Source organism: Macrococcoides goetzii (assembly GCF_002742385.2).
Lineage (GTDB): Bacteria > Bacillota > Bacilli > Staphylococcales > Staphylococcaceae > Macrococcoides > Macrococcoides goetzii.
The window spans coordinates 289717-313233 of sequence record NZ_MJBI02000002.1; the positions used below are offsets into that span (position 1 = coordinate 289717).

34 protein-coding genes are annotated in these 23517 nt (G+C 35.8%); 24 read left to right on the top strand and 10 right to left on the bottom strand.

All coding sequences use genetic code 11. The features are described from left to right. Nucleotides 1–31: 31 nt before the first annotated feature. From mspA to BFS35_RS06935, 4 genes are all read right to left on the bottom strand, one after another. Entirely contained in the window at nt 32–352 is a 321-nt protein-coding gene (mspA, locus tag BFS35_RS06925) for a membrane stabilizing protein MspA (RefSeq protein WP_099579023.1), read from the bottom strand. Continuing rightward, complete coding sequence (locus BFS35_RS06930; RefSeq protein ID WP_099579021.1) at nt 349–1494, bottom strand: MFS transporter; 1146 nt, start codon at nt 1492–1494, stop codon at nt 349–351. Before BFS35_RS06930 ends, mspA begins: the two co-directional genes overlap by 4 nt. A 93-nt stretch (nt 1495–1587) precedes the next feature. Next, nucleotides 1588–1746, bottom strand: a complete 159-nt coding sequence (locus BFS35_RS13880; RefSeq protein ID WP_099579019.1) for an SE1832 family protein — start codon at nt 1744–1746, stop codon at nt 1588–1590. A gap of 3 nt (nt 1747–1749) precedes the next feature. Further along, nucleotides 1750–2223 carry a GyrI-like domain-containing protein gene (locus tag BFS35_RS06935; RefSeq protein WP_158554273.1) on the bottom strand — a complete coding sequence of 158 codons (474 nt, stop codon included), beginning with the start codon at nt 2221–2223 and terminating at the stop codon, nt 1750–1752. A gap of 77 nt (nt 2224–2300) precedes the next feature. Here BFS35_RS06935 and ybaK point away from each other — a divergent pair, with 77 nt between their 5' ends. From ybaK to BFS35_RS06950, 3 genes are read left to right on the top strand one after another with little or no spacing between them, the layout of a single operon-like run. Then, nucleotides 2301–2783 carry a Cys-tRNA(Pro) deacylase gene (gene ybaK, locus BFS35_RS06940; protein WP_099579015.1) on the top strand — a complete coding sequence of 161 codons (483 nt, stop codon included), beginning with the start codon at nt 2301–2303 and terminating at the stop codon, nt 2781–2783. Further along, entirely contained in the window at nt 2773–3867 is a 1095-nt protein-coding gene (locus tag BFS35_RS06945; protein WP_099579013.1) for a metallophosphoesterase, read from the top strand. Before ybaK ends, BFS35_RS06945 begins: the two co-directional genes overlap by 11 nt. A 14-nt stretch (nt 3868–3881) precedes the next feature. Then, nucleotides 3882–4787, top strand: a complete 906-nt coding sequence (locus BFS35_RS06950) for an AEC family transporter (protein WP_099579011.1) — start codon at nt 3882–3884, stop codon at nt 4785–4787. A gap of 46 nt (nt 4788–4833) precedes the next feature. On the opposite strand, the gene BFS35_RS06955 is transcribed toward BFS35_RS06950, so the two are convergent. From BFS35_RS06955 to BFS35_RS06970, 4 genes are all read right to left on the bottom strand, one after another. Further along, nucleotides 4834–5619: a glucose 1-dehydrogenase gene (locus BFS35_RS06955; RefSeq protein ID WP_099579009.1), complete on the bottom strand. Its 786-nt coding sequence runs from the start codon at nt 5617–5619 to the stop codon at nt 4834–4836. An 18-nt stretch (nt 5620–5637) separates the two neighbouring features. Further along, the gene (locus BFS35_RS06960) at nt 5638–6489 is read right to left on the bottom strand and encodes a GRP family sugar transporter (RefSeq protein ID WP_099579007.1); all 852 of its coding nucleotides are present in this window, start codon (nt 6487–6489) and stop codon (nt 5638–5640) included. Between the two features lie 279 nt (nt 6490–6768). Beyond that, nucleotides 6769–7620, bottom strand: coding sequence for a GNAT family N-acetyltransferase (locus BFS35_RS06965; protein WP_099579005.1), 852 nt, complete (start codon nt 7618–7620; stop codon nt 6769–6771). Nucleotides 7621–7625: 5 nt separating this feature from the next. Further along, nucleotides 7626–8438, bottom strand: a complete 813-nt coding sequence (locus BFS35_RS06970; RefSeq protein ID WP_099579003.1) for an HAD-IIB family hydrolase — start codon at nt 8436–8438, stop codon at nt 7626–7628. A gap of 130 nt (nt 8439–8568) precedes the next feature. Here BFS35_RS06970 and BFS35_RS06975 point away from each other — a divergent pair, with 130 nt between their 5' ends. Next, nucleotides 8569–10698 carry a DNA topoisomerase III gene (locus BFS35_RS06975; protein ID WP_099579001.1) on the top strand — a complete coding sequence of 710 codons (2130 nt, stop codon included), beginning with the start codon at nt 8569–8571 and terminating at the stop codon, nt 10696–10698. A gap of 77 nt (nt 10699–10775) precedes the next feature. Further along, a complete protein-coding gene (locus BFS35_RS06980; protein ID WP_099578999.1) occupies nt 10776–12293 on the top strand; it encodes an SLC13 family permease in 1518 nt (505 codons plus the stop codon). A 52-nt stretch (nt 12294–12345) separates the two neighbouring features. On the opposite strand, the gene BFS35_RS06985 is transcribed toward BFS35_RS06980, so the two are convergent. Beyond that, nucleotides 12346–13062 carry a PepSY domain-containing protein gene (locus BFS35_RS06985; RefSeq protein ID WP_099578997.1) on the bottom strand — a complete coding sequence of 239 codons (717 nt, stop codon included), beginning with the start codon at nt 13060–13062 and terminating at the stop codon, nt 12346–12348. 197 nt (nt 13063–13259) lie between these two features. On the opposite strand from BFS35_RS06985, the gene BFS35_RS06990 reads away from it, so the two are divergent. Next, nucleotides 13260–14597 (top strand): NCS2 family permease, encoded by a 1338-nt coding sequence (locus BFS35_RS06990; RefSeq protein ID WP_099578995.1) that lies wholly within the window; start codon nt 13260–13262, stop codon nt 14595–14597. Nucleotides 14598–14635: 38 nt separating this feature from the next. On the opposite strand, the gene BFS35_RS06995 is transcribed toward BFS35_RS06990, so the two are convergent. Next, nucleotides 14636–15034 (bottom strand): hypothetical protein, encoded by a 399-nt coding sequence (locus tag BFS35_RS06995; RefSeq protein ID WP_099578993.1) that lies wholly within the window; start codon nt 15032–15034, stop codon nt 14636–14638. Between the two features lie 415 nt (nt 15035–15449). Here BFS35_RS06995 and rpsJ point away from each other — a divergent pair, with 415 nt between their 5' ends. From rpsJ to rplR, 18 genes are all read left to right on the top strand, one after another. Next, nucleotides 15450–15758 carry a 30S ribosomal protein S10 gene (gene rpsJ, locus BFS35_RS07000; RefSeq protein WP_096077503.1) on the top strand — a complete coding sequence of 103 codons (309 nt, stop codon included), beginning with the start codon at nt 15450–15452 and terminating at the stop codon, nt 15756–15758. A gap of 26 nt (nt 15759–15784) precedes the next feature. Beyond that, on the top strand, nt 15785–16447 hold the full coding sequence (rplC, locus tag BFS35_RS07005; protein ID WP_099578991.1) for a 50S ribosomal protein L3: 663 nt from the start codon (nt 15785–15787) through the stop codon (nt 16445–16447). Nucleotides 16448–16475: 28 nt separating this feature from the next. After that, on the top strand, nt 16476–17099 hold the full coding sequence (gene rplD, locus BFS35_RS07010; RefSeq protein ID WP_099578989.1) for a 50S ribosomal protein L4: 624 nt from the start codon (nt 16476–16478) through the stop codon (nt 17097–17099). Next, nucleotides 17099–17374 carry a 50S ribosomal protein L23 gene (gene rplW / locus BFS35_RS07015; protein WP_096077500.1) on the top strand — a complete coding sequence of 92 codons (276 nt, stop codon included), beginning with the start codon at nt 17099–17101 and terminating at the stop codon, nt 17372–17374. The genes rplD and rplW overlap by 1 nt, the downstream gene beginning before the upstream one ends. Before the next feature lie 47 nt (nt 17375–17421). Next, nucleotides 17422–18252 carry a 50S ribosomal protein L2 gene (gene rplB / locus BFS35_RS07020; protein WP_096077499.1) on the top strand — a complete coding sequence of 277 codons (831 nt, stop codon included), beginning with the start codon at nt 17422–17424 and terminating at the stop codon, nt 18250–18252. 66 nt (nt 18253–18318) lie between these two features. Continuing rightward, entirely contained in the window at nt 18319–18597 is a 279-nt protein-coding gene (rpsS, locus tag BFS35_RS07025; RefSeq protein WP_012656110.1) for a 30S ribosomal protein S19, read from the top strand. Between the two features lie 22 nt (nt 18598–18619). Then, on the top strand, nt 18620–18997 hold the full coding sequence (rplV, locus tag BFS35_RS07030; RefSeq protein ID WP_099578987.1) for a 50S ribosomal protein L22: 378 nt from the start codon (nt 18620–18622) through the stop codon (nt 18995–18997). Between the two features lie 27 nt (nt 18998–19024). Continuing rightward, a complete protein-coding gene (gene rpsC / locus BFS35_RS07035) occupies nt 19025–19678 on the top strand; it encodes a 30S ribosomal protein S3 (protein WP_099578985.1) in 654 nt (217 codons plus the stop codon). Between the two features lie 2 nt (nt 19679–19680). Beyond that, on the top strand, nt 19681–20115 hold the full coding sequence (gene rplP / locus BFS35_RS07040; protein WP_086041700.1) for a 50S ribosomal protein L16: 435 nt from the start codon (nt 19681–19683) through the stop codon (nt 20113–20115). Continuing rightward, nucleotides 20105–20317, top strand: coding sequence for a 50S ribosomal protein L29 (rpmC, locus tag BFS35_RS07045; protein WP_041635771.1), 213 nt, complete (start codon nt 20105–20107; stop codon nt 20315–20317). The genes rplP and rpmC overlap by 11 nt, the downstream gene beginning before the upstream one ends. A 26-nt stretch (nt 20318–20343) precedes the next feature. Next, nucleotides 20344–20607 (top strand): 30S ribosomal protein S17, encoded by a 264-nt coding sequence (rpsQ, locus tag BFS35_RS07050; protein WP_096077495.1) that lies wholly within the window; start codon nt 20344–20346, stop codon nt 20605–20607. A gap of 30 nt (nt 20608–20637) precedes the next feature. Further along, entirely contained in the window at nt 20638–21006 is a 369-nt protein-coding gene (gene rplN, locus BFS35_RS07055; protein ID WP_086041702.1) for a 50S ribosomal protein L14, read from the top strand. A 31-nt stretch (nt 21007–21037) separates the two neighbouring features. Further along, entirely contained in the window at nt 21038–21346 is a 309-nt protein-coding gene (gene rplX / locus BFS35_RS07060; protein ID WP_099578983.1) for a 50S ribosomal protein L24, read from the top strand. 23 nt (nt 21347–21369) lie between these two features. Next, a complete protein-coding gene (gene rplE, locus BFS35_RS07065; RefSeq protein WP_096077493.1) occupies nt 21370–21915 on the top strand; it encodes a 50S ribosomal protein L5 in 546 nt (181 codons plus the stop codon). Nucleotides 21916–21943: 28 nt separating this feature from the next. Then, on the top strand, nt 21944–22129 hold the full coding sequence (rpsN, locus tag BFS35_RS07070) for a 30S ribosomal protein S14 (RefSeq protein ID WP_036787751.1): 186 nt from the start codon (nt 21944–21946) through the stop codon (nt 22127–22129). Nucleotides 22130–22158: 29 nt separating this feature from the next. Beyond that, nucleotides 22159–22557, top strand: a complete 399-nt coding sequence (gene rpsH, locus BFS35_RS07075) for a 30S ribosomal protein S8 (protein WP_096077492.1) — start codon at nt 22159–22161, stop codon at nt 22555–22557. A gap of 28 nt (nt 22558–22585) precedes the next feature. Further along, on the top strand, nt 22586–23122 hold the full coding sequence (gene rplF / locus BFS35_RS07080) for a 50S ribosomal protein L6 (protein WP_099578981.1): 537 nt from the start codon (nt 22586–22588) through the stop codon (nt 23120–23122). A 27-nt stretch (nt 23123–23149) separates the two neighbouring features. Continuing rightward, nucleotides 23150–23512: a 50S ribosomal protein L18 gene (rplR, locus tag BFS35_RS07085; protein WP_096077490.1), complete on the top strand. Its 363-nt coding sequence runs from the start codon at nt 23150–23152 to the stop codon at nt 23510–23512. Nucleotides 23513–23517: the final 5 nt, after the last annotated feature.

Below are 23517 nucleotides of genomic sequence, written 5' to 3' on the forward strand. Positions count from 1 at the left end.
AAAAAAACAGGATGCTATTTTGGCATCCTGTTTAAATATATATGGCTATAATCACAATAACCATTAAAGCGATAACAAGTGAAAAGATATCTAGAATTCTTTTTGCTTTTGAATCATTAAATTTATGTTTATAAGCTGCGATTTCAATATTCATCAATAAACATATCGCAAGTAATGTAATCCAGAACTTCATATTTCCCGGGATATGCATTACAGATGTAAATATAAAGAAGCAATACCCTAAACCTAATATAATACGTAATATATTTAATATATTCAATTGAAGATGATAAATACTCGTGTAACTTACAATAAGATACATCAATGTGAACAAAGTGATTAAAAAAATCATACTGTACGTCCTTTCTTAAAGTACATCAATAAGACGATTGTACCTATAACTGTCATTATAGCACCGAAATAAAATGGTGCATCAATTTGCTTTGATAAAATTCCGGTAAAAGCAAGTGGACCAAGAATACGTCCTAAGCTATCCATACTGTAACTGATAGAAGTGAGTTTACCCATGTTACTACGATTACCTTCTTTAGTCAGTCTGCTTGTAAGCAATGTTCTAACTAATGCGTTACCAGCCATTAGAAGTACTAAACATAGTCCTGCATACCATAAATTCATAGAGAACGGTAATAGGATAAATGCGATAATTGTTAATATCTGACCAGTAATAATTACGGGTTTTTCTTTTCCGTCTTTGACTTTACGCAAATAACCACCTTGAAGACCGACATTGATCAATCCACCAATCATAAAAAGAAGCCCCATTTGAGTAGTTGTGATATTTATTTTCTCAATTTCAAAGAGCTGGAAAGTACTTTCCATACCACTCATCGTAAACATAACGATAAAAGTTGAGATTAAGATGAGTATAATTTGTGGTGTCAGCATTTTTGAAGTACCTAGCTCAGTTTCTTTCGCACTGTTTCCGTGATAAGTTTCCTGTAAAGTTAGCATAGATAATATTGCAATTAGTACCAGTATTGCACTTGTGACAAAGTATGGTACCTGATAACTGATGCCGGATAACAAGCCACCAACTGCAGGACCGAAGATGAAACCAAGTCCAATCATCATTCCCATGAGTCCCATATATTTATTACGTTCTTCTTCACTTGTCATATCACTCACCATGCTTGTTGTCGTTGAGAAACAAGCACCGGAGAAGATACCACCTATAACACGTGCAGTATAGAGCATTGCCAGGTTATTGATAAAAAGACCGAACAAAAAGAAGCTTAATGTAAATCCGATAAGCCCGATGAACAATATTTTTTTACGGCCAATTTTATCTGATAGGTATCCCCAGAATGGTGCTGCTAAAAATGAAAATATTGAATAACTGGCTAGCAATAATCCCATATGAAATGCATTTAAGTGCATACTATGCACAAGTGCCGGGATTACAGGAATAACGATGCTGAAGCCAAAATATATAAAAAACTGAATTGCCATAAGTAATTTGATTTGTTTGTTCATAAAGTCACTCCAAAAAATTTAATACATATATTGTAACGAATAATAGTGGAAAAGAATATAAAAAGTCACGGTTTTTTACCGTGACAGATCGAATTACATTTTATCGCGTGTTTTCTGTATTGCTTTTTCGATTTCAACAAGCTTTTGTTCTAATTTAGGTGAAGATTGCCCGGTCGATTCAACCTTCTCTAAATCGTTTTGTATTCTTATATATTCTTCTTTAAGTTCTAATAATTGTTGTTCTAAATTCATTATTTACTTCCTTTCTACAGGTATCCAGATTTCTACTTTTGGGTTTTCGGTTTCAAAATTCATCTCTAGCGGGTAGAACTCTAAATCGGCGGTTTGCAATGGTCTGAATGGTGCATCTTTAAACCAAGTACCGTAAATATATTCAAATGTTTCCTGAATGGCTGTTGGAATGGGACCGATTGCATCAAATACAACCCATTCAGACGCAGGGATATAAGCTGTTTCGTAATTTTCATGCGGTTCTTTAGTCGCAACTGAAATTAAGTAATTTAAATGTTCAGATGGTTCTGTTTTAATGCATGCACCGATGTGGCCTTTTAAAGTATCTACATCATTTAACTTTTGTAAGTCAGCAAGTGTGCCGTTCTGTTCAAGTTCATCCCAGAGTGGTTTGATTTCTCCCATTGTTTCGGTAGTGAATTCTCTTTTTAAACCACTAAGATAAAATGCGCCGAGCGATACAACTTTATATGTCATATAAAAACCCCCTTCTAAAAGAAATATACATGAAAAGTGGTATATTATAAAGTGACAAGAATATTGGAGGCATTTATATGAGTAAAAAAGTAAAAACAAACGCATTAAGAAAACTCGATCAAAAGAAAATTTCTTATGAAACGTTCACATATTCGATAGAAGATAATCAAGTTGATGGGATTACCGTAGCAAATAAAATTAGCCAACCGGTGGAATATGTGTATAAAACATTAGTACTACAAGGTAAAAATAATTATTATGTTGCTGTTATTCCAGTTGAAGCAACCCTTAATATTAAAGCAATCAGTAAAGCAGTTGGTGAGAAGAAGTTAGAAATGCTTGCAGTAAAAGATCTAGAGAAGATGACAGGTTATATTCGTGGTGGCTGTTCACCGGTAGGTATGAAAAAACAATTTCCCACTGTAATTGATGCATCTGCTCAAGCACTTGAAACGATCATCGTAAGTGCGGGACAAATTGGTATCCAGATGAAAGTTAATGTAGATGAACTCATACAATTAATCAATGCGAAAGTGAGTCCGATTACAGATGAAGATTAAAGATAACTACATGACGATGTCAATTAAAGATAGACGTACAATCGTTGTCTCAGATATTCATGGCAATATTGATTTATTTAAAAATTTACTTTCAAAAGTAACGTATACAGAAGACGATCGGCTCATAATATTGGGAGATATTATCGATAAAGGTCCCAATAGTATAGAACTCGTTGAATTTGTAGGAGAACTCTTGAAAAATGAACATGTTCATATGGTCCTTGGAAATTGTGATTGTATCTTCGACGAATTAGAAGAAGATTATTTGTACAATTATATGCAACGTCGTCATACACTTGTACATGAAGCACTGGATAAACTCGGTAAGACACTGGATGATTATGAATCCCAAAGTGATATGGCGAAAGACGTGCATAAACACTTTAGTCATATCCATGATATAGTTCGGGATTTACCTTTAATGATTGAAACAGAAGATTTTATATTTGTACATGCAGGACTTGATCACCATGATTATATGAATACGTCTCGTTATAACGCACTGAACATGCCATATTTCTATAATGCATCGCATGATGCTGAAAAAATGGTTGTGGTAGGTCATTTTCCGACATGTAACTTTGTTGAAGACGGACCTATGAATAACAACATTAAGGTAAATGAAGCGTCACGTATCATTGATATCGATGGTGGCAATCAAGTGAAATATAGTGGCCAACTTAACGCGTTGATCATTGAATATACAGGTGATACATACACATTAAATACTTTGGCAGTAGATGATTATAAGAGACAAGTGGTGATTCAGGATTTCGAAGTGGCCTATCAGGTGCCGCATACGTTTACTTATCCGCATTTTGAGATAGAAGTATTCGATGGTGATGAATATTTCACGCAGGCAAAGCATATACATACAGGAATAGACTTTATGGTAAAGACAGAATTTATTAAAGCAGTTGAAGATGGCTACCGTTTAAAAGATGATTACACCGATTATTTCATGGATGTATCAATTGGAGAAGAAGTTGCTATCATTGATGATTCATACTTAGGGTATACACTTATTATGAAAGATGGTATTACAGGCTGGGTACCTGAAGAAGTATTGGAACAAGCTATTTAGAGAGAAGGTTTATCATGACACAAAGCTTTATTATGATTATCGCTTTGATTATGCTCGGATATATTTTAAAAAAGTTAAAATATTTAAAAGAAGAAGATGGAAGAGTACTCGCTACTTTAGTAATGAATGTAACATTACCTTCCCTTGTGATTGTAACTTTAAGCGGGGTAGAAATTGATGCATCACTGATTATGCTCCCGATTATCATGATTATATATGCAGTCATCGCAAAATTTTTAGCAATCCTTTTGTTTCTGAAATATAATAATCAAATTCGTGGCTCAGTTGGTATGATGGCTTCAGCTTTTAATATCGGGTTATTTGCTTATCCGCTGGTTGAGCAGATGTTTGGTGCTAAAGGATTACTGTACTTTGGAATGTTTGATATCGGTGGATCTATTATGATGTTTGGTGTAACTTACTTTGTCGGTAGTTACTTTAGTGAAGGTGGAGACACGTTTGATATGAGATATTTATTGATGAGTATGTTAAAGACCGTACCTTTAATGACGTATGTCATCATGCTGATATTTAATGTGATTCACTTTAAATTACCATCTCAAGTGCTGGATTTTTTTGAAATCATATCAAAAGCAAATCTACCGTTATCCATGATTTTATTAGGAGTCTTTTTAAACTTTAAAATCGATAAGTATTACTTACCGATTGCTATGAAATACTTGGCGTTCCATTATGGATTAGGGGCATTTGTCGGTGCGATTTGTTACTTCTTATTACCATTTAATGAGATGTTTAGAACGACTTTACTTATCGGTTGGTTATTACCGATAGGTGTAGCGATTATTCCTTACGCAATTGAGTTTAAATATAAGACCATTCCACTGATTAGTATGGTAACGAATATCACGATCGTAATATCGATTGTGATCCTGTATATATTTCAGTTGATAATGCTATAAAAGAAGAGCGTAGGACAAATTAACTTTGTCTTACGCTCTTAATTTTTTATCCTTTACCACCCATAAATGATGGATATTTTGTCATACCACCATCCACATAGATTGTTTCACCTGTAATATAACTTGCATTTTCACTTGCTAAGAATGTTGCTACATTTGCTACCTGGTGAGGTTCACCGATAATTCCCATAGGAATCATTCGTTCTGTTTCTTCACGTGTTTTATCATCGCTAAACTTTTCTTTTGTGTGCTCAGTAACAATGGCACCAGGAGAAATATTATTAATGCGAATGCCTTTAGGTGCAAATTCCATACTCATCGTTTCCATCATTAATTTCATGCCGCCTTTACTTGATGCGTAATTCACATAGTTTGGCCATGGAATGACATCATGTACACTTGAAATATTAATGATATTGCCTTGTTTACCGGTTTCGATAAAATGTTTACATGCTTCTCTACTACCGACAAAGGCACCGGTTAAATTAATGTGCATGACATTATTGAATGCTTCGGCTGACATTTCAACGGATGGTGTTGCTTTCTCATATCCCGCATTATTAATCATGATATCTAGACCACCAAAGTTATCAATTGCGGTTTGTATAATGTTAACAACGTCTTCTTCTACTGAAACATCACCTTGCACAGTAATTGCGTCTCCTCCATTTTTCTTAACGATTGCAGCAACGTCCTCTGCTTTATCTTTACTTGAGTTATAGTTGATGACTACTTTACATTGTTCTGAACCAAATGCTTCAGCCATCGCTTTACCGATGCCACTAGATGCACCAGTAATAACGACAACCTTATCTTTTAAATCTTTATACATATTTGTCTCCTCCAATATTTATTTTTTGGCTAGTCCTAATAAAAATGCTGCTACAATAATAAGAACAATCCCGATCGCGATACCGATATATTGTTTCTTTGTCTTCTTTTCTTTTAAAATAAAGATGCCGCCCAATGTTGAAACGACGACTAGCATTTGTGAGAATGAGAAACTAGTAGCAACACCGACTTTTGGTTGTGAATAGAACAAAGCCATATTACCAAGTGCCCACACAACACCAGGGATAATATTTTTAAAAATATTTTTCTTTTTAGGTTGGTGTTTGAAGCTTAATAAAATACCACCAATCAACATACCGATAGCCTGTGGAAATAGCGCATCCCATCCTTCAACGCCGAAGAATTGTCCGATGACAACGTATGTAACATAACCGATTGTAGAAATTATAAGTATAGGTAAAGCTTTCTTATAGTTATTATTACCACCATCTTCATTGTCACCTTTTAATGAAGTTAAAATGACTCCGATAACAAGTAATAATAATGCGGCAATGCCTAAGACTACGGCTTTTGTAGTTGTCCATTCGTTAAAGAATATTACAGATATTAAAGTAGTACTTACAAGTTGTAATCCAGTTGAAATAGGCATTGTTTTTGAAACACCGATTAGTTCAACACTTTTAAGTTGATTACCTTGACCAAGTGCCCAAAAAGCACCAGAAATAATACCGACAGATAGTATTTTTAAATTTAATTCTGGCTGTACAATAAAGTATGTAATTGTTCCAATAATAAATGCACCTAACACTGTACCCATTATTTGTTCATACGGAGAACCACCAACTTTAACGTTGATGAGTACAACACTTCCCCAAAGTAATGCAGGGAGTAATGCAATTAATAAATCCATGTATTCACTCCTTCTCTCTCTATCGATAACTATCTTTTACCCTTAATTATTTTTACTAAAACGAGTGACTTTAATCAAAAAAATCGAGAGGGTGAGACATAAGTCTTAGCCCTCTTCTGTTTAACAGCTTAAACGGCGGCACAGCAGTTGCCACTACGACAAAAACCGAACAAAAACTATAAATCAAAGAGCGATTTATTAGTTTTGTTCGGTTTTTGCTTGTGGCAGAACACTACTGTCCCAGCCTCTCGGTTAATATATAGAATTGGATGATGACTTTTACTCTACTGTATATTTAAAATGATTCATTTCATTGATTTTATTAAATCCGATTGCTTCATAGAAAGCGATATTCTTTTCACGCTTACTTTTCACAGAAATCTGAACGCATTTTGCGTGATGTTTATTGAAAGCGTGATCCACAGCAAAGGATACGAGTTCGTGACCAATACCTTTATTTCGATATTGTGGATGTGTTGCTAAATATTCGATATTACAAACATCATCATCGTTGATTTGAATCCAAATACAGGCCTTGACGAGTCCTTCATTTAAATAAAGGTAAAGTTCATGTGATTGTCCGACAGTGGAAAGTATCTTCTCACATTTTGTTTTATAGTCGGTCTGTAAATCTTTCATAAGTAAGGTGAAACTTTTCTTATAAATAGGTTTATACTTGATGATTTGTGGTGCAATAGCTGTCGTTTTATTTTCTTCAGCTTTCATCGTATATGTTGTGCCTAAATACTGGGTGCGAAGATGCTTCATTACAGCCTGACCAAATCTGTGATCTTCATGAAAACTGAAATAATACATTGTTGTATTCGGATGGTTACGTAAGAAATCCTGCCACATGACTTCTATCATATTAAGCGTTTCTTTATCTGTCTTTGTAGTAATTGGTCCAAGCATATTGGCTTCTGTCTCATTGATGTGTTCTATACCAAAGGCTGCAATGATCTCCTCACCTTCAGTAATTTGCAACATATCTTCTGGATTAATATTGTTCAGCTGGTCGATAATGCTTTGTTTTGTAACACGTATATTTCCTACGTGGTGTTTACTATCCTGGTTTAATCGGAACAAGAAATCAGCTAATAATTGTATATCTTTCATTTGAGAAATGTACAAGTCTTTCACTCCTTGAAATAATGCTGTAATACTTCTAATATGCCTTTATTATATGATGCATTGGTATGGTGTTTATATTTAGATTTTGCTTCTTCAGTTGCATTACTTACTAAATACCCATGTTTGACACTGTTGAGCATTAATAAGTCGTTCCCGCTATCGCCAAAAGCAAAGGTATGGTCTTTATCAATATTGAATTTATCCATTAAATACTGCACTACTGCATGTTTACCGGCAATAGATGGATAAAAGTCTACATCGTAATGATTTTCCGGATCACCAATTTTAGGGTTACATTTGCTGACGTTAACGATAAAATTATGTTTTTTACCAGTTGTCTTTATTAAATCAATATTTTCAGCATCCAGTTCTCCTAATGAACGATAATAATAGTTGCGAGAAAATGGTGCATTTTCAAAAGGAATTTGTGTGATGAGGTCTATATTTTGTTGTTTAAGTTGTTCTTCTATATTGAGAATGACGCTTTTATCAAAATTTAATTGTTGAAATTTATTATGATATGTTTCATCTCTAATCAGTTTATTATTTTCTACATAATATATCTCAGTCCCTGAGTTAGTTGAAATAAAATGTGGATAATGTTTGTAATGGCCTTTGTCAAAACAAGCTTCTATCATTTCTTTAGTACTGGCAGAAATAATGCCGAAAAGAATACCTTTAGCTGCAACATTTTGTTCTAAAAATGTGTCTAGTGCAAGTACATCTTCCGGATTACTTAAATCATGTGCGAAAAACGTTTCGTCAAAATCCGAACAGATCAAGTATTCAACATTTTCCGGGAAATGAAGTGACTTCATTACATCCCCTCCTTATTTTATTTAAGCATAACGGAGTCATTATTAAATAACAATTGTAAATATCAAAAAAACAGATGATTCTAAAAATCTGTTATAATTTAAGAAATCAAAAGAGAATAGGACGGATAATATGAAATCAGTAGTACTTGCTGAAAAGCCTTCAGTAGCACGTGATATTGCGCGTGTATTGAATTGTAATCAAAAGAAAAATGGATATATGGAGAACAATCAGTATATCGTAACATGGGCATTAGGGCATTTAGTGACGAATGCAGACCCTGAGCAATATGATAGTAAATATAAGACTTGGGATATGAAAGATCTTCCGATATTACCTGAGCGGATGAAATTAGTAGTAATCGGTAAGACGCGTAAGCAGTTTAATGTCGTAAAAAGTCAGATTGAACGCCAGGATGTGAATGAAGTAATCATCGCAACAGATGCGGGGCGTGAAGGAGAGCTTGTAGCGCGTTTAATATTAGAGAAATGTAAAGGGAATAAACCTGTTAAACGTTTATGGATTTCATCAGTTACAGATGGAGCAATCCGTGAAGGATTTAAAAAGCTAAAGCCGGGGAGTGAATATCATGGTTTATATCAAGCTGCACTTGCGCGTAGTGAAGCAGACTGGATTGTTGGCATTAATGCAACACGTGCTTTGACGACGAAATATGATGCGCAACTTTCAACTGGACGTGTACAAACGCCTACATTACAAATGGTGAAAATCAGACAAGATGCTATCAATCAGTTTCAACCAAGAAAATATTATGGCTTGAATATTGTTGTTGATGGTGTAACTTTTAACTGGCAGTCACCCAACCGCATCTTTGATGAAACAGTTGTAGACGCGCTTATTAAAAAATTGCAAACAGAAAAAGCAGTCATAAGCGATGTTGAAACGAATGAAAAGAAACGATATCCAGGTAAGTTATATGATTTAACTTCTTTGCAGCAAGACGCATATCGCAGATTTAAATATTCTGCTAAAGAAACATTAAGCACGATGCAAAATTTATATGAATCACATAAACTTGTGACATATCCACGTACTGATTCAAATTATTTAACCACTGATATGGTAAGTACGTTAAAAGATCGTGTAGCTTCACTCTCAACAACTGAATATCGTGCACAAGTTGTTGAATTGTTGAAGTCACCAATCAAAGGTAGCAGCCATTTTATCAATGACGCTAAAGTAAGTGATCATCATGCGATAGTACCGACCGAAGTACGTGTAAATCTTGATAGCTTAAGTGGACGAGAGCAAAATATCTATCTATTAATTGCAGAACGTTTTTTAAGTAACTTAATGCCACCAAATGTCTATGCAGAACAAAAAGTTACTGTAAATATTGGTGAATCTATTTTTGTAGCGAAACAGGAACAAACTGTAACATTAGGATTTAAGGCATTAAATCGTCAAGCGTCTACTGATAAACATCATCGTTTTGTAAAAGGCACTCAATTAGAAAATATAAAGATTAATAAAACAACGCATGAAACTGAGCCACCCCCATATTTAAATGAAGGTACGTTATTAAAAGCGATGGAAAATCCAAGCAGTATATTTGAGATTGATAAGACAGCACAATCAACGCTCAAATCCGCTGGTGGTATTGGTACTGTTGCGACGCGTGCTGATATTATTGAAAAACTTTATAACTTAAATGCGATAGAGAACTTTAATGGCAATATTAAAGTGACGAATAAAGGACGACAATTGTTAGAACTTGCACCGAATGCGTTGAAATCACCAGAACTTACGGCTGATTGGGAACATAAACTCACATTAATCGAAAAAAATAAATATGACAAAAATAAATTTATAGATGAGATGCGCAAATTCACGAAAGAGATTATCGATGAGATTAAATCGAGTGAAGATAAATTTAAACACGATAATATGACGACAACAGAATGTCCAACGTGTGGTAAATTCATGCTGGAGAAAAAGACACGCAATGGTAAGATGCTCGTATGTCAAGATCCGACATGTGGCACGAAAAAGAATGTGCAGCGTAAAACAAATGCACGTTGTCCAGAATGTAAAAAGAAATTAACGTTACATGGTAAAGGACCTAAAGCGATGTACAGTTGTACGTGTGGTTTCCGTGAAACACAGGAACAAATGGATAAACGATTTAAATCACGTAAAACTGGTAAAGTATCGAAAAATGAAATGAAGAAGTATATGAAAAAGGATGAAGAACCGATTAACAATCCATTTGCAGATGCCTTAAAAAACTTAAATCTTTAGTAGATTTTGTGAACATTGTTACCGTTTTCACAAAAAATGATACAATAACATTGAATAAAGTTAAGGGGGCTTCTACTATGGAAGAAGTTAAAAAAAAGTTGAATTTAAAGCCGTATTGGATTATTTTAAGTTTTATCGTCTTAATTGCTATCATATTACTACCGACACCAGCAGATTTGCCGATTATGGCTAAAATGGCACTTGCTATTTTAGCATTTGCAGTGATTATGTGGGTTACAGAAGCGGTAAGTTATCCTGTTTCAAGTACGATGATAGTAGCATTGATTATCATGCTGATAGGTTTTAGTCCGATTCAAAAATTAGGTGCAGCTATGGGTAACCCAATGGTAGCAGGGAAACCGTTAGCTGAAGATGCGATGTTCGGTACGCAAAATGCATTGAAAATAGCATTTAGTGGATTCTCGAGTTCTGCAGTAGCACTTGTTGCAGCAGCGTTATTCTTAGCAACTGCAATGCAGGTAACCAATTTGCATAAACGTCTGGCGTTACTTGTCTTATCTGTAGTTGGAAATAAAACAAATGCGGTTGTAGCAGGTTCAATCATTGTTTCAATTATACTGGCATTCTTTGTGCCTTCAGCTACGGCAAGAGCAGGTGCTGTAGTACCAATTTTATTAGGTATGGTTACAGCATTTGGTGCAAAAAAAGAATCACGACTCGCAGCTTTACTTGTTATTACTGCTGTTCAGTCTGTCTCTATATGGAACGTTGGTATAAAGACTGGTGCAGCACAAAATATGGTCGCTATGGGATTTATCAATAAACAATTTAACCAGGATGTATCCTGGGGTGAGTGGTTTATGTATGCAGCACCATGGTCAATATTAATGTCAATTGCCTTATACTTCATTATGATCACAGTTATTAAGCCTGAAACGAAAGAAATTGAAGGCGGTAAAGAGCTAGTGAAGAAACAACTTGCTGAACTTGGTCCGGTTACTGCAAGAGAATGGCGACTCATCGCTATTTCAGTAGCATTATTATTTTTCTGGGCAACAGAAGCGAAGTTACACCCAATTGATTCTTCTTCTATTACGCTAGTAGCATTAGCGATTATGTTAACACCTAAAGTCGGTGTATTTACGTGGAAAGATGTTGAAAAGTTAATTCCATGGGGAACGATCATTGTATTTGCGATTGGTATCTCTCTAGGAAATTTATTACTGCAAACAACAGCAGCCCAATGGCTAAGTGATAAAACGTTTGGATTAATGGGGTTAGAACATATGCCGTTACTTGCAACAATTGCTTTAATCACTTTGTTCAACATTATCATTCACTTAGGCTTTGCAAGTGCTACTAGTTTAGCGAGTGCCTTAATTCCTGTGTTTATTGCCTTAACAGCAACACTAGGACTAAAAGATAATGCTATTGGTTTTGTATTAATTCAGCAATTTGTCATCAGCTTTGGCTTCTTATTACCAGTATCAGCACCACAAAACATGTTGGCATATGGTACAGGTACATTTACGGTAAAAGACTTCTTAAAAACAGGTATCGCATTAACAATTATCGGTTACTTACTTATCCTGTTATTTAGTGCGACGTATTGGCAGTGGATAGGATTGTTATAAAAAAATATAATGAACAAGAGCACAGTGAAAAATTCACTGTGCTCTTGTTTTGTTATGCATCTTTAGATAAAATTTTCATATCTTTCGCATCAAGTTCAAATTCTTTTGATTTACCATCTTGCCCTTTTAATTCAACATTATATTTAAATTTACCATCATCATGATCAAGTGACCATTCTTTAATATCGCCATTGTAAACTTTTTGTGCAGCTTTTATGATTTTATCAGCGGGAATAAATTTACCGTAATCAAAAGTCTTTACGTTATCTTCATCATCTTCTACTTGAGTAGAGATGATTTTGTTTTGTTCAGCATTCACTTTAATTTCATGTGTCTTCTTATTTGTATCGATTAATGAAATGGCATAAACCCATTGTCCCATATCATTGTCGAATGAAATACTTTCTAAGTCACCAGGAATTTTTTTCTGTGCAGTTTTAATTGCATCTTCTGGTAATACTTTAATATCATCTAATTTAATAGAAGCTTCATTTTTATCATTATCATCATCTGCTTCAGTAGCTTCATCTTTGTTATCTACATCATCATCTTCTTCTACACTGCTTTCGCCTTCTTGTTTCGCATCGTTTTCTTCATCAGCATTGTCGTCTTTGTCATTGGTATCCGTTGCTTTTGTATCCGTTTTTTCTGTTTGTTGTTCTTGTTTAGCTTCGTCTTTTGGAGATTTTTCAATATCTTTCGCGTCATTATTACATGCTGCAAGCGCAAGTGCCGAAGATAGAATTAAACTTAATATTTTAAATTTCATAAATAATAATTCCTCCTTTGTTATTTATATTTCGTATTCCCTAAATATAGACAAAAAAACATTCAAATGATTTTATATCAGCGTTATAAAAAAATAAAATACGAATATTAATATGAGAGGCATTAAAATTATATTGATTTTTCCGAACGTTGAGATTAGACTATACAAGTATAAAAATAAAAAAAGGGAAGTGCACAATGAGAAATTATTTTAAATTTGATGAATTAGGCACGAATTATAAGAGAGAGATACTTGGCGGATTAACGACGTTCTTATCTATGGCTTATATTTTAGCGGTTAACCCAGCGATGTTATCTTTAGCAGGTGTTAAAGGTATTCCTGAGAGTATGCGTATGGATGCGGGTGCAGTTTTTGTTGCTACTATTTTAGCTTCAATCGTCGGATGTTTATTTATGGGGCTTATTGCGAACTATCCGATTGCTTTAGCACCAGGTATGGGACTTAATGCATTCTTCGCATTCACGGTTGTATTACAATATAATATTCCATGGCAAACTGGATTAACAGGTGTATTATTCTCTGGTATATTCTTTGCATTGCTTACAATCACTGGTCTTCGTGAAACAATTATCAATGCAATTCCATTTGAGCTTAAAATGGCAGTGTCAGCAGGTATCGGTTTGTTTATTACATTCGTTGGTTTGAAAGGTGCCGGTATCGTTCAGGCAAATGAAGCGACGTTAGTATCTTTAGGGAACTTACATGATCCTCATGTATTGCTTGCTGTCGCAGGTATCGTATTAACAATTATTTTAATGGCTAAACGTATTCCGGGTAGTATCTTTATTGGAATGATCATTACTGCTATTGCAGGTATGTTGTTCGGATTGATCGATGCACCGAAACAAATCATCGGTGCTGTGCCAAGTATTGAACCGACTTTCGGAAAGGCATTCGATGCATTTAGTAATCCGTCTGAATTATTAAACTGGAAGTTCATTTCGGTAGTACTTACATTTTTATTCATTGACTTCTTTGATACAGCAGGAACATTAGTTGCTGTTGCAACACAAGCAGGATTAGTAAAGGATAACAAATTACCAAGAGCAGGACGCTCATTGTTTGCAGATTCGTTAGCTACAATTACCGGCGCAATATTCGGGACATCTACTACAACATCTTATATCGAATCATCTGCAGGTGTGGCAGTAGGAGCACGTACTGGGTTTGCTAGTGTTGTTACAGCAATCTGTTTCGCATTGGCGTTATTCTTCTCACCATTAATGTCTGTTGTTACAAGTGCAGTAACAGCACCTGCGCTAGTCATCGTCGGCGTATTAATGGTTAGCAACTTAAATAAAATTGAATGGCCGAAGTTCGAAGTTGCAGTACCGGCGTTCTTAACGATTATTATGATGCCTTTAACGTATTCAATCGCTACAGGTATTGCATGCGGATTTATCTTCTATCCTATTACAATGGTTATGGCGAAACGTCATAAAGAAGTACATCCTATTATGTACTTCATGGCAGTAATTTTTATTTGCTATTTTGCTTTCGTACAACATTCATAAAAAAATTGCGGATTCTCAAATTAGAATCCGCAATTTTTTTAATTTCTATATTCTTTTACTGTTTCACCAGCGCGACGTCTATCATAATGCGTTGTATTTCCTCTATATTCGCGTGTATTTAACACGATTCCGATATACACTAACATTAAGAAGAACATTAACCAGTGCATAAACATGCCTACAATTGGGATGAATGCTATTGCATTTGCAATAATACCTACGACCGCAATTGTAGAAAGTGAAGATCTTGCTTCATTAGAACGATCCAGTGCAGTGATTAATAACATAATGATGTACATTGTGATATTACTTCCAAGCGGAGCCCATCCTAAAGATAAGATATATGATCCTCCTAGAAAAGGTAATCCCATAAAACCTTCAGAAAACAACATAATAAAACCGAGTATCAATAAAATGATGCGTATTGGACTTTTCATCTTTTTGCCCTCCATAAATTTAAAAGTAACAAATGAAACTTTTTCTTTGTATATACATTATATCATGGTATAATCTAATCCTATGCAAAAACGCTCAGTTAGACATTTTAAAGTTTCTTCTATATTAAATACACAATTATAAGTTTGCAATATCTATACATCCTATTCATTGAACATTTGATATTTAACGGTTATCAATAAAGATTTAGAAAATCTTAAAAATATATTAACAAATATCATGAAAACTATTGCTTATTCATTTATATTCGTGTATTATATCTACTGTTGGACTTTAAAAAGCGATGAAGCGAGAGGTTACTGACACACCCGGCCGCTTTGCCATGGCGATGTGTTTGACAATTTTCGTGGAGAAGTCTATCAAACCAAAATAGACGTTACAAGAGGAGGTAAAATTATGGCAAAACAAAAAATTCGTATTCGTTTGAAAGCGTATGATCACCGCGTGATCGATCAATCAGCTGAGAAAATCGTAGAAACTGCAAAACGTTCAGGTGCAGAAGTATCAGGACCGATTCCGTTACCAACGGAAAAAACAGTTTATACAATTATCCGTGCCGTTCATAAGTACAAAGATTCTCGTGAACAGTTTGAGCAACGCACACACAAACGTTTAATCGACATTGTTAACCCTACACCTAAAACAGTTGATGCTCTTATGGGCTTAAACTTACCATCAGGCGTAGACATCGAAATCAAATTATAATAATAAAGTAGGAGGTGCGACTTTCGATGACCAAAGGAATCTTAGGAAGAAAAGTTGGAATGACACAAGTATTCGCTGAAAACGGTGAATTAATTCCAGTAACAGTAGTAGAAGCAGCACAAAACGTAGTATTACAAAAGAAAACTGAAGAAGTTGATGGTTACTCATCAATCCAAATCGGTTTTGAAGACAAACAAGCTTACAAAGCAACGCGTAAATCAAACAAATTTGCGACGAAACCCGCTGAAGGCCATGCTAAAAAAGCAGGTACAGCACCTAAGCGCTTCATTCGTGAATTCAGAAACGTAGATGCTTCTGAATACGAAGTAGGTCAAGAAGTCACTGTGGACGCGTTCCAAGCTGGTGACATCGTTGACGTAACAGGAGTTTCTAAGGGTAAAGGTTTCCAAGGGGCTATTAAACGTCACGGTCAATCACGTGGGCCTATGAGTCACGGTTCTCGTTACCACAGACGCCCAGGTTCAATGGGTATGGCATCTGACGCTTCTAAAGTATTTAAAGGTAAAGCATTACCAGGCCGTATGGGTGGTAATACAGTTACGATGCAAAACTTAGAAATCGTTAAAGTAGACGCTGAAGCGAACGTTATCTTAGTTAAAGGTAATGTACCGGGACCTAAAAAAGGTTTAGTAAAAATTCAAACTTCAATTAAAAAAGGTAATAAATAAGTAACCACGAAAGGAGGAAACAAACATAATGGCAAATTATGATGTATTAAAAGTAGATGGAACAAAAGCTGGTTCAATCGAATTAAACGAAAGTGTATTCGGAATCGAACCTAATCAACATGTATTATTCGAAGCAATTAACTTACAAAGAGCTTCTATGCGTCAAGGTACTCACGCAGTTAAAAACCGTTCAGCAGTTCGCGGTGGCGGACGTAAACCTTGGAAGCAAAAAGGTACTGGACGTGCGCGTCAAGGTACTATCCGTGCTCCACAATGGCGTGGTGGTGGTATCGTATTCGGACCAACACCAAGAAGTTATTCATACAAAATGCCTAAAAAAATGCGTCGCTTAGCTTTACGTTCAGCGTTATCAGCTAAAGTGAAAGAAAACGCATTTACAGTTTTAGAATCATTAACTTTTGATGCTCCTAAAACAAAAGAATTCAAAAACATGACTACTACTTTAGAGTTACCAAGAAAAGTATTATTCATCGTTGAAGCTGAAGATGTAAACGTAGCATTATCTGCACGTAACATCCCAGGCGTAACTGTTATCACTGCTACTGGCTTAAACGTTTTAGATATCGTTCATGCGAATCAAGTAGTAATGACAAAAGGTGCAGTTGAAAAAGTAGAGGAGGTGCTTGGTTAATGGAAAATCGCGATATCATTAAGCGCCCCGTTATCACTGAACGTTCATCTGAACAAATGGCACAAGATAAATACACATTTGATGTAGATACTCGTGCAAACAAAACTCAAATCAAAATTGCTATCGAAGATATCTTCGATGTAAAAGTTGATAAAGTAAACGTTATGAACTACAAAGCTAAGAAAAAACGTGTTGGCCGTCACAGTGGTTACACAAACAAAAGAAGAAAAGCGATCGTTACTTTAAAAGATGGTTCAATCGACTTCTTCAGCTAAAATTAATCTAAAAAATAAACATTTACCATTAAGGAGGTAAAACGACAATGGCAATTAAACATTATAAGCCAATAACAAACGGTCGTCGTAATATGACAGGTTCAGATTTCGCTGAAATTACGTCAACGTCACCTGAAAAGTCATTACTTGAGCCCCTTCCGAGAAAAGCGGGTCGTAATAACCAAGGTAAGTTAACAGTACGTCACAGAGGTGGCGGTCATAAACGTCAATACCGTGTAATTGATTTCAAACGTAACAAAGATGGTATCCCAGCGAAAGTGGCTACAATCGAATACGATCCAAACCGCTCAGCAAATATCGCTTTATTACATTACTTAGACGGAGAAAAACGCTACATTATCGCTCCTAAAGGATTAACAGTTGGTACACAAGTATTCAACGGTCCTGAAGCTGATATTAAAGTAGGTAACGCATTACCATTAGCAAACATCCCAGTAGGTACAGTAATTCACAACATCGAATTAAAACCTGGCAAGGGTGGCCAATTAGTACGTTCAGCTGGAGCTTCAGCTCAAGTACTTGGTAAAGAAGGTAAATACGTATTAGTTCGTTTAAAATCTGGTGAAGTTCGTATGATCTTAGCTACTTGCCGTGCTACAATCGGTCAAGTTGGTAACGAGCAACACGAATTAATCAACATTGGTAAAGCGGGTCGTTCTAGATGGAAAGGTATCCGTCCAACAGTTCGTGGTTCTGTAATGAACCCTAACGATCACCCACACGGTGGTGGTGAAGGTCGTACTTCAATCGGTCGTCCATCTCCAATGTCACCATGGGGTAAACCAACACTTGGTAAGAAAACTCGTAAGAAGAAAAACCGTTCTAACAAACTTATCGTTCGTGGACGTAAAAAATAATAATAACTTACTTAAGTTAGCGGCATAGACCGCTAACGACAGGTAAGACATGAGGGAGGCGCCATAATGGCTCGTAGTCTTAAAAAAGGACCTTTCATCGATGATCACTTAATGAAAAAAGTTGAAGCATTAGAGGAAGGCGGCAAAAAAACAGTAATCAAAACTTGGTCTCGTCGCTCTACAATTTTCCCGAACTTTATCGGACACACTATCGCAGTATACGATGGACGTAAACACGTACCTGTATACGTAACTGAAGATATGGTTGGACATAAATTAGGTGAATTCGCACCAACTCGTACTTACAAAGGTCACGGTGCAGACGACAAGAAAACTAAACGCTAATTTCAAATAAGGAGGAATAACCATGGAAGCAAAAGCGGTTGCAAGAACAATCAGAATCGCACCTCGTAAAGTGAGATTAGTTTTAGATCTTATCAGAGGTAAAGAAGTAGCGGAAGCTATCGCTATTTTAAAATTAACAAACAAAGCATCATCACCAGTAGTTGAAAAGTTATTAATGTCAGCATTAGCTAATGCAGAACATAACTATGATATGAATATTGATACTTTAATCGTTAAAGAAGCTTATGCAAACGAAGGACCAACTTTAAAACGTTTCCGTCCACGTGCACAAGGTCGTGCAAGTGCGATCAACAAACGTACAAGCCACATCACAATTGTTGTTGGCGACAAAGAAGTAAAAACTTCAAACAAAGCAGTAACTACAGAAGAAGCAAAATAATTTCAATCTCATTAAGGAGGGAATACAGTGGGTCAAAAAATTAATCCTATCGGACTTCGTGTCGGAATCATTCGTGACTGGGATGCGAAATGGTATGCAGAAAAAGATTTCGCTACTCTATTACATGAAGACTTAAAAGTTCGTAAATATATCGCAGAAAACTTAAAAGACGCTTCTGTTTCTCGTGTAGAAATCGAACGCGCAGCGAACCGTGTAAACATCGCTATCCACACTGGTAAACCTGGTATGGTTATCGGTAAAGGCGGATCAGAAATCGAAAAATTACGTAACGCATTAAACAGCTTAACTGGTAAACGTGTTCACATCAACGTTATTGAAATTAAAAAGGTTGATATGGATGCTACATTAGTTGCGGAAAACATTGCACGTCAATTAGAAAACCGTGTATCATTCCGTCGTGCTCAAAAACAAGCGATTGGGCGTGCTATGAAGTTAGGTGCTAAAGGTATCAAAACTCAAGTATCAGGTCGTTTAGGCGGCGCAGACATCGCGCGTGCTGAACAATATTCAGAAGGAACTGTTCCACTTCATACATTACGTGCTGACATTGATTACGCACATGCAGAAGCAGACACTACTTACGGTAAATTAGGTGTTAAAGTATGGATCTATCGTGGTGAAGTTCTTCCTACAAAGAAGTCTAGTGAAGGAGGAAAATAGTAATGTTATTACCTAAACGTGTAAAATACCGTCGTCAACATAGACCTAAAACAACTGGTCGTTCTAAAGGCGGAAACGAAGTAACATTTGGTGAATATGGTTTACAAGCAACTACAGCTGCTTGGATTACATCTCGTCAAATTGAATCAGCTCGTATTGCAATGACTCGTTACATGAAACGTGGCGGGAAAGTTTGGATTAAAATCTTCCCTCACACACCATATACTAAAAAACCATTAGAAGTACGTATGGGATCTGGTAAAGGTGCAGTTGAAGGATGGGTAGCAGTAGTAAAACCTGGACGTATTATGTTTGAAATCGCAGGCGTATCTGAAGAAGTAGCGCGCGAAGCATTACGTTTAGCATCTCACAAACTTCCAGTGAAAACTAAGTTTGTAAAACGTGAAGAATTGGGTGGTGACACAAATGAAAGCTAAGGAAATTAGAGATTTAACCACTTCAGAAATTGAAACTAAAGTAAAATCGCTTAAAGAGGAACTTTTCAACCTACGCTTTCAGTTAGCTACAGGTCAACTTGAAAATACAGCACGTATTCGCGAAGTGAAAAAATCAATCGCGCGTATGAAAACTGTTGTACGTGAAAGAGAAATCGAGCAACAAAAAACTGAACAAAAATAATTTTTAAGGAATAGGAGGGAACTCTTGTGAGCGAAAGAAACGATCGTAAAGTTTACACAGGTAAAGTTGTATCTGACAAAATGGATAAAACTATCACTGTTGTAGTTGAGACTTACAAAACACATTCTTTATACGGTAAGCGTGTAAAGTACTCTAAAAAATATAAAGCACATGATGAAAACAACACAGCGAAAATGGGCGATATCGTAAAAATTATGGAAACACGTCCTTTATCAGCTACAAAACGCTTCCGTTTAGTAGAAGTTGTTGAAGAATCAATTATCATTTAATAAGTAAATTAGATAAAGGAGGTAACTCGAATGATCCAACAAGAATCACGCTTGAAAGTAGCAGACAACTCTGGTGCTCGTGAAGTATTAACTATTAAAGTATTAGGCGGATCTGGTCGTAAAACAGCTAACATCGGTGACGTAATCGTATGTACAGTTAAAAATGCTACACCAGGTGGCGTTGTTAAAAAAGGTGACGTTGTTAAAGCTGTTATCGTTCGTACTAAATCTGGTGTACGTCGTAACGACGGTTCATACATCAAATTTGACGAAAACGCTTGTGTTATCATCCGTGATGACAAAGGACCTCGTGGAACACGTATCTTTGGACCTGTTGCACGTGAATTACGTGAAGGTAACTTCATGAAAATCGTTTCATTAGCACCTGAAGTATTATAATAAACACTAATAAAGAGGAGGTGTCTACGACATGCATATTAAAAAAGGCGACAAAGTTATCGTTATCACAGGTAAAGATAAAGGTAAAACAGGAACAGTAATCGAAGCTCTTCCTAAAAAAGATCGCGTAGTTGTTGAAGGTGTAAATATCGCAAAAAAACACCAAAAACCTACTCAAATGAATCCTGAAGGCGGCATTGTTGAATTTGAAGCTGCAATTCACGTTTCAAATGTTATGTTAATTGACCCAAAAACAAACAAACCAACACGTGTTGGTACGAAAATAGAAGATGGCAAGAAAGTACGTGTAGCTAAGAAATCTGGAGAAATCATTAAATAATTATCTGGAAGGAGGTTCTCACATTGACACAAACACGTTTAAAAGAAAAATTCATTAAAGAAATCTCACCTGAAATGATGAAGAAATTTAATTACGCATCAGTGATGGAAGTACCAAAAATCGAAAAAATCGTAGTAAACATGGGTATCGGTGACGCAGTTCAAAACTCTAAAGTCTTAGACTCAGCAGTTGAAGAATTACAAGCAATCACTGGTCAAAAACCAATGGTTACACGTGCTAAAAAATCAATCGCGACATTCCGTTTACGTGAAGGTATGCCTATCGGAGCAAAAGTTACTTTACGTGGCGAAAGAATGTACGAATTCTTTGATAAATTAGTAAACGTTTCATTACCTCGTGTACGTGACTTCCGTGGTATCTCAAACAAAGCGTTTGACGGTCGCGGTAACTACACATTAGGTGTAAAAGAACAATTAATTTTCCCTGAAATCGATTATGATAAAGTAAGTAAAACACGCGGAATGGATATCGTTATCGTAACTACTGCTAACACTGACGAGGAAGCTCGTGAATTGTTAACACAATTCGGTATGCCATTTCAAAAGTAATCTCTAATATAAAAGGAGGCTAAATTTAGTGGCTAAAAAATCAATGATCGCTAAACAACAGCGTAAACAAAAATTTAAAGTACAAGAATACACTCGTTGTGAACGTTGCGGACGTCCACATTCAGTATTACGCAAATTCAAACTTTGCCGTATTTGTTTCCGTGAATTAGCTTATAAAGGTCAGATTCCTGGCGTTAAAAAAGCAAGCTGGTAAAATTCAAACCTGAAAGGAGGATATTTTAAATGACTATGTCAGATCCAATCGCAGATATGCTAACTCGCGTACGTAACGCAAACATGGTACGTCACGAGAAATTAGAATTACCTGCATCAAACATTAAAAAAGAAATCGCTGAAATCCTTAAACGTGAAGGATTCGTTAAAAGTGTTGAATATATTGAAGATGATAAACAAGGTGTTATCCGTATGTTCTTAAAATACGGTTCTAACAACGAACGTGTTATCACTGGTTTAAAACGTATCTCTAAACCTGGTTTACGTGTATACGCAAAAGCTGATGAATTACCAAAAGTATTAAATGGTTTAGGTATTGCATTAGTTTCAACTTCTGAAGGTGTATTAACTGATAAAGAAGCGCGTCAACGTAACATCGGTGGAGAAGTATTAGCTTACATCTGGTAAGAATTATTAAAGAAGGAGGTGCCGACTAATGAGTCGTGTTGGTAAGAAGATTATTGAAATCCCAGCTGGGGTTGACATTAAAATCGACGGTAATACTGTAACGGTTAAAGGACCTAAAGGTGAATTAACTAGAACATTTAACGAAGAAATGACATATAAATTAGAAGACAATACTTTAGAAGTAGTTCGTCCATCTGATTCTAAAGCTCATAAAACAATCCACGGAACTACACGTGCTTTAATCGCTAACATGGTTGAAGGTGTATCTAAAGGATTCGAAAAGAACTTAGAATTAATCGGGGTTGGTTACCGTGCTCAAATGCAAGGTAAAAACTTAATCCTTAACGTTGGATACTCTCACCCAATTGAAATCGTAGCTGAAGATGGTATTACATTATCAGTAGATAAAAATACGAAAGTAAAAGTTGAAGGTATTTCTAAAGAGCGTGTTGGAGCAATCGCTTCAAATATCCGTGCTACTCGTCCTCCAGAGCCTTACAAAGGTAAAGGTGTACGTTACGAAGGCGAATATGTTCGTCGTAAAGAAGGTAAAACTGGTAAGTAATCTCTAAAATAAGAAAGGAGAATATTCATGATCACTAAAATCGATAAGAACAAAGTGCGTATGAAAAGACATGCTCGTGTACGTAGCAGATTAGCTGGTACTACTGAGCGTCCTCGTTTAAACGTATATCGTTCAAACAAACACATTTACGCACAAGTGATTGATGACGTTAAAGGTGTAACTTTAGCTCAAGCATCAACACAAGATAAAGGTTTAGGCTTAGAAGCTACTTCAAATGTTGAAGCAGCAGCTAAAGTCGGTGAAGCAGTTGCTAAATTAGCAGTAGAAAAAGGCGTTAAAGCAGTTGTATTCGACCGCGGAGGATATTTATTCCACGGACGTGTAAAAGCATTAGCTGATGCAGCACGCGAAAACGGTTTAGAATTTTAATAAAA

Coding starts and splice junctions, on each gene's coding strand:
- mspA (WP_099579023.1), bottom strand. CDS start 352: ATGATTTTTTTAATCACTTTGTTCACATTGATGTATCTTATTGTAAGT.
- BFS35_RS06930 (WP_099579021.1), bottom strand. CDS start 1,494: ATGAACAAACAAATCAAATTACTTATGGCAATTCAGTTTTTTATATAT.
- BFS35_RS13880 (WP_099579019.1), bottom strand. CDS start 1,746: ATGAATTTAGAACAACAATTATTAGAACTTAAAGAAGAATATATAAGA.
- BFS35_RS06935 (WP_158554273.1), bottom strand. CDS start 2,223: ATGACATATAAAGTTGTATCGCTCGGCGCATTTTATCTTAGTGGTTTA.
- ybaK (WP_099579015.1), top strand. CDS start 2,301: ATGAGTAAAAAAGTAAAAACAAACGCATTAAGAAAACTCGATCAAAAG.
- BFS35_RS06945 (WP_099579013.1), top strand. CDS start 2,773: ATGAAGATTAAAGATAACTACATGACGATGTCAATTAAAGATAGACGT.
- BFS35_RS06950 (WP_099579011.1), top strand. CDS start 3,882: ATGACACAAAGCTTTATTATGATTATCGCTTTGATTATGCTCGGATAT.
- BFS35_RS06955 (WP_099579009.1), bottom strand. CDS start 5,619: ATGTATAAAGATTTAAAAGATAAGGTTGTCGTTATTACTGGTGCATCT.
- BFS35_RS06960 (WP_099579007.1), bottom strand. CDS start 6,489: ATGGATTTATTAATTGCATTACTCCCTGCATTACTTTGGGGAAGTGTT.
- BFS35_RS06970 (WP_099579003.1), bottom strand. CDS start 8,438: ATGAAGTCACTTCATTTCCCGGAAAATGTTGAATACTTGATCTGTTCG.
- BFS35_RS06975 (WP_099579001.1), top strand. CDS start 8,569: ATGAAATCAGTAGTACTTGCTGAAAAGCCTTCAGTAGCACGTGATATT.
- BFS35_RS06980 (WP_099578999.1), top strand. CDS start 10,776: ATGGAAGAAGTTAAAAAAAAGTTGAATTTAAAGCCGTATTGGATTATT.
- BFS35_RS06985 (WP_099578997.1), bottom strand. CDS start 13,062: ATGAAATTTAAAATATTAAGTTTAATTCTATCTTCGGCACTTGCGCTT.
- BFS35_RS06990 (WP_099578995.1), top strand. CDS start 13,260: ATGAGAAATTATTTTAAATTTGATGAATTAGGCACGAATTATAAGAGA.
- BFS35_RS06995 (WP_099578993.1), bottom strand. CDS start 15,034: ATGAAAAGTCCAATACGCATCATTTTATTGATACTCGGTTTTATTATG.
- rpsJ (WP_096077503.1), top strand. CDS start 15,450: ATGGCAAAACAAAAAATTCGTATTCGTTTGAAAGCGTATGATCACCGC.
- rplC (WP_099578991.1), top strand. CDS start 15,785: ATGACCAAAGGAATCTTAGGAAGAAAAGTTGGAATGACACAAGTATTC.
- rplD (WP_099578989.1), top strand. CDS start 16,476: ATGGCAAATTATGATGTATTAAAAGTAGATGGAACAAAAGCTGGTTCA.
- rplW (WP_096077500.1), top strand. CDS start 17,099: ATGGAAAATCGCGATATCATTAAGCGCCCCGTTATCACTGAACGTTCA.
- rplB (WP_096077499.1), top strand. CDS start 17,422: ATGGCAATTAAACATTATAAGCCAATAACAAACGGTCGTCGTAATATG.
- rpsS (WP_012656110.1), top strand. CDS start 18,319: ATGGCTCGTAGTCTTAAAAAAGGACCTTTCATCGATGATCACTTAATG.
- rplV (WP_099578987.1), top strand. CDS start 18,620: ATGGAAGCAAAAGCGGTTGCAAGAACAATCAGAATCGCACCTCGTAAA.
- rplP (WP_086041700.1), top strand. CDS start 19,681: ATGTTATTACCTAAACGTGTAAAATACCGTCGTCAACATAGACCTAAA.
- rpmC (WP_041635771.1), top strand. CDS start 20,105: ATGAAAGCTAAGGAAATTAGAGATTTAACCACTTCAGAAATTGAAACT.
- rplN (WP_086041702.1), top strand. CDS start 20,638: ATGATCCAACAAGAATCACGCTTGAAAGTAGCAGACAACTCTGGTGCT.
- rplX (WP_099578983.1), top strand. CDS start 21,038: ATGCATATTAAAAAAGGCGACAAAGTTATCGTTATCACAGGTAAAGAT.
- rpsH (WP_096077492.1), top strand. CDS start 22,159: ATGACTATGTCAGATCCAATCGCAGATATGCTAACTCGCGTACGTAAC.
- rplF (WP_099578981.1), top strand. CDS start 22,586: ATGAGTCGTGTTGGTAAGAAGATTATTGAAATCCCAGCTGGGGTTGAC.
- rplR (WP_096077490.1), top strand. CDS start 23,150: ATGATCACTAAAATCGATAAGAACAAAGTGCGTATGAAAAGACATGCT.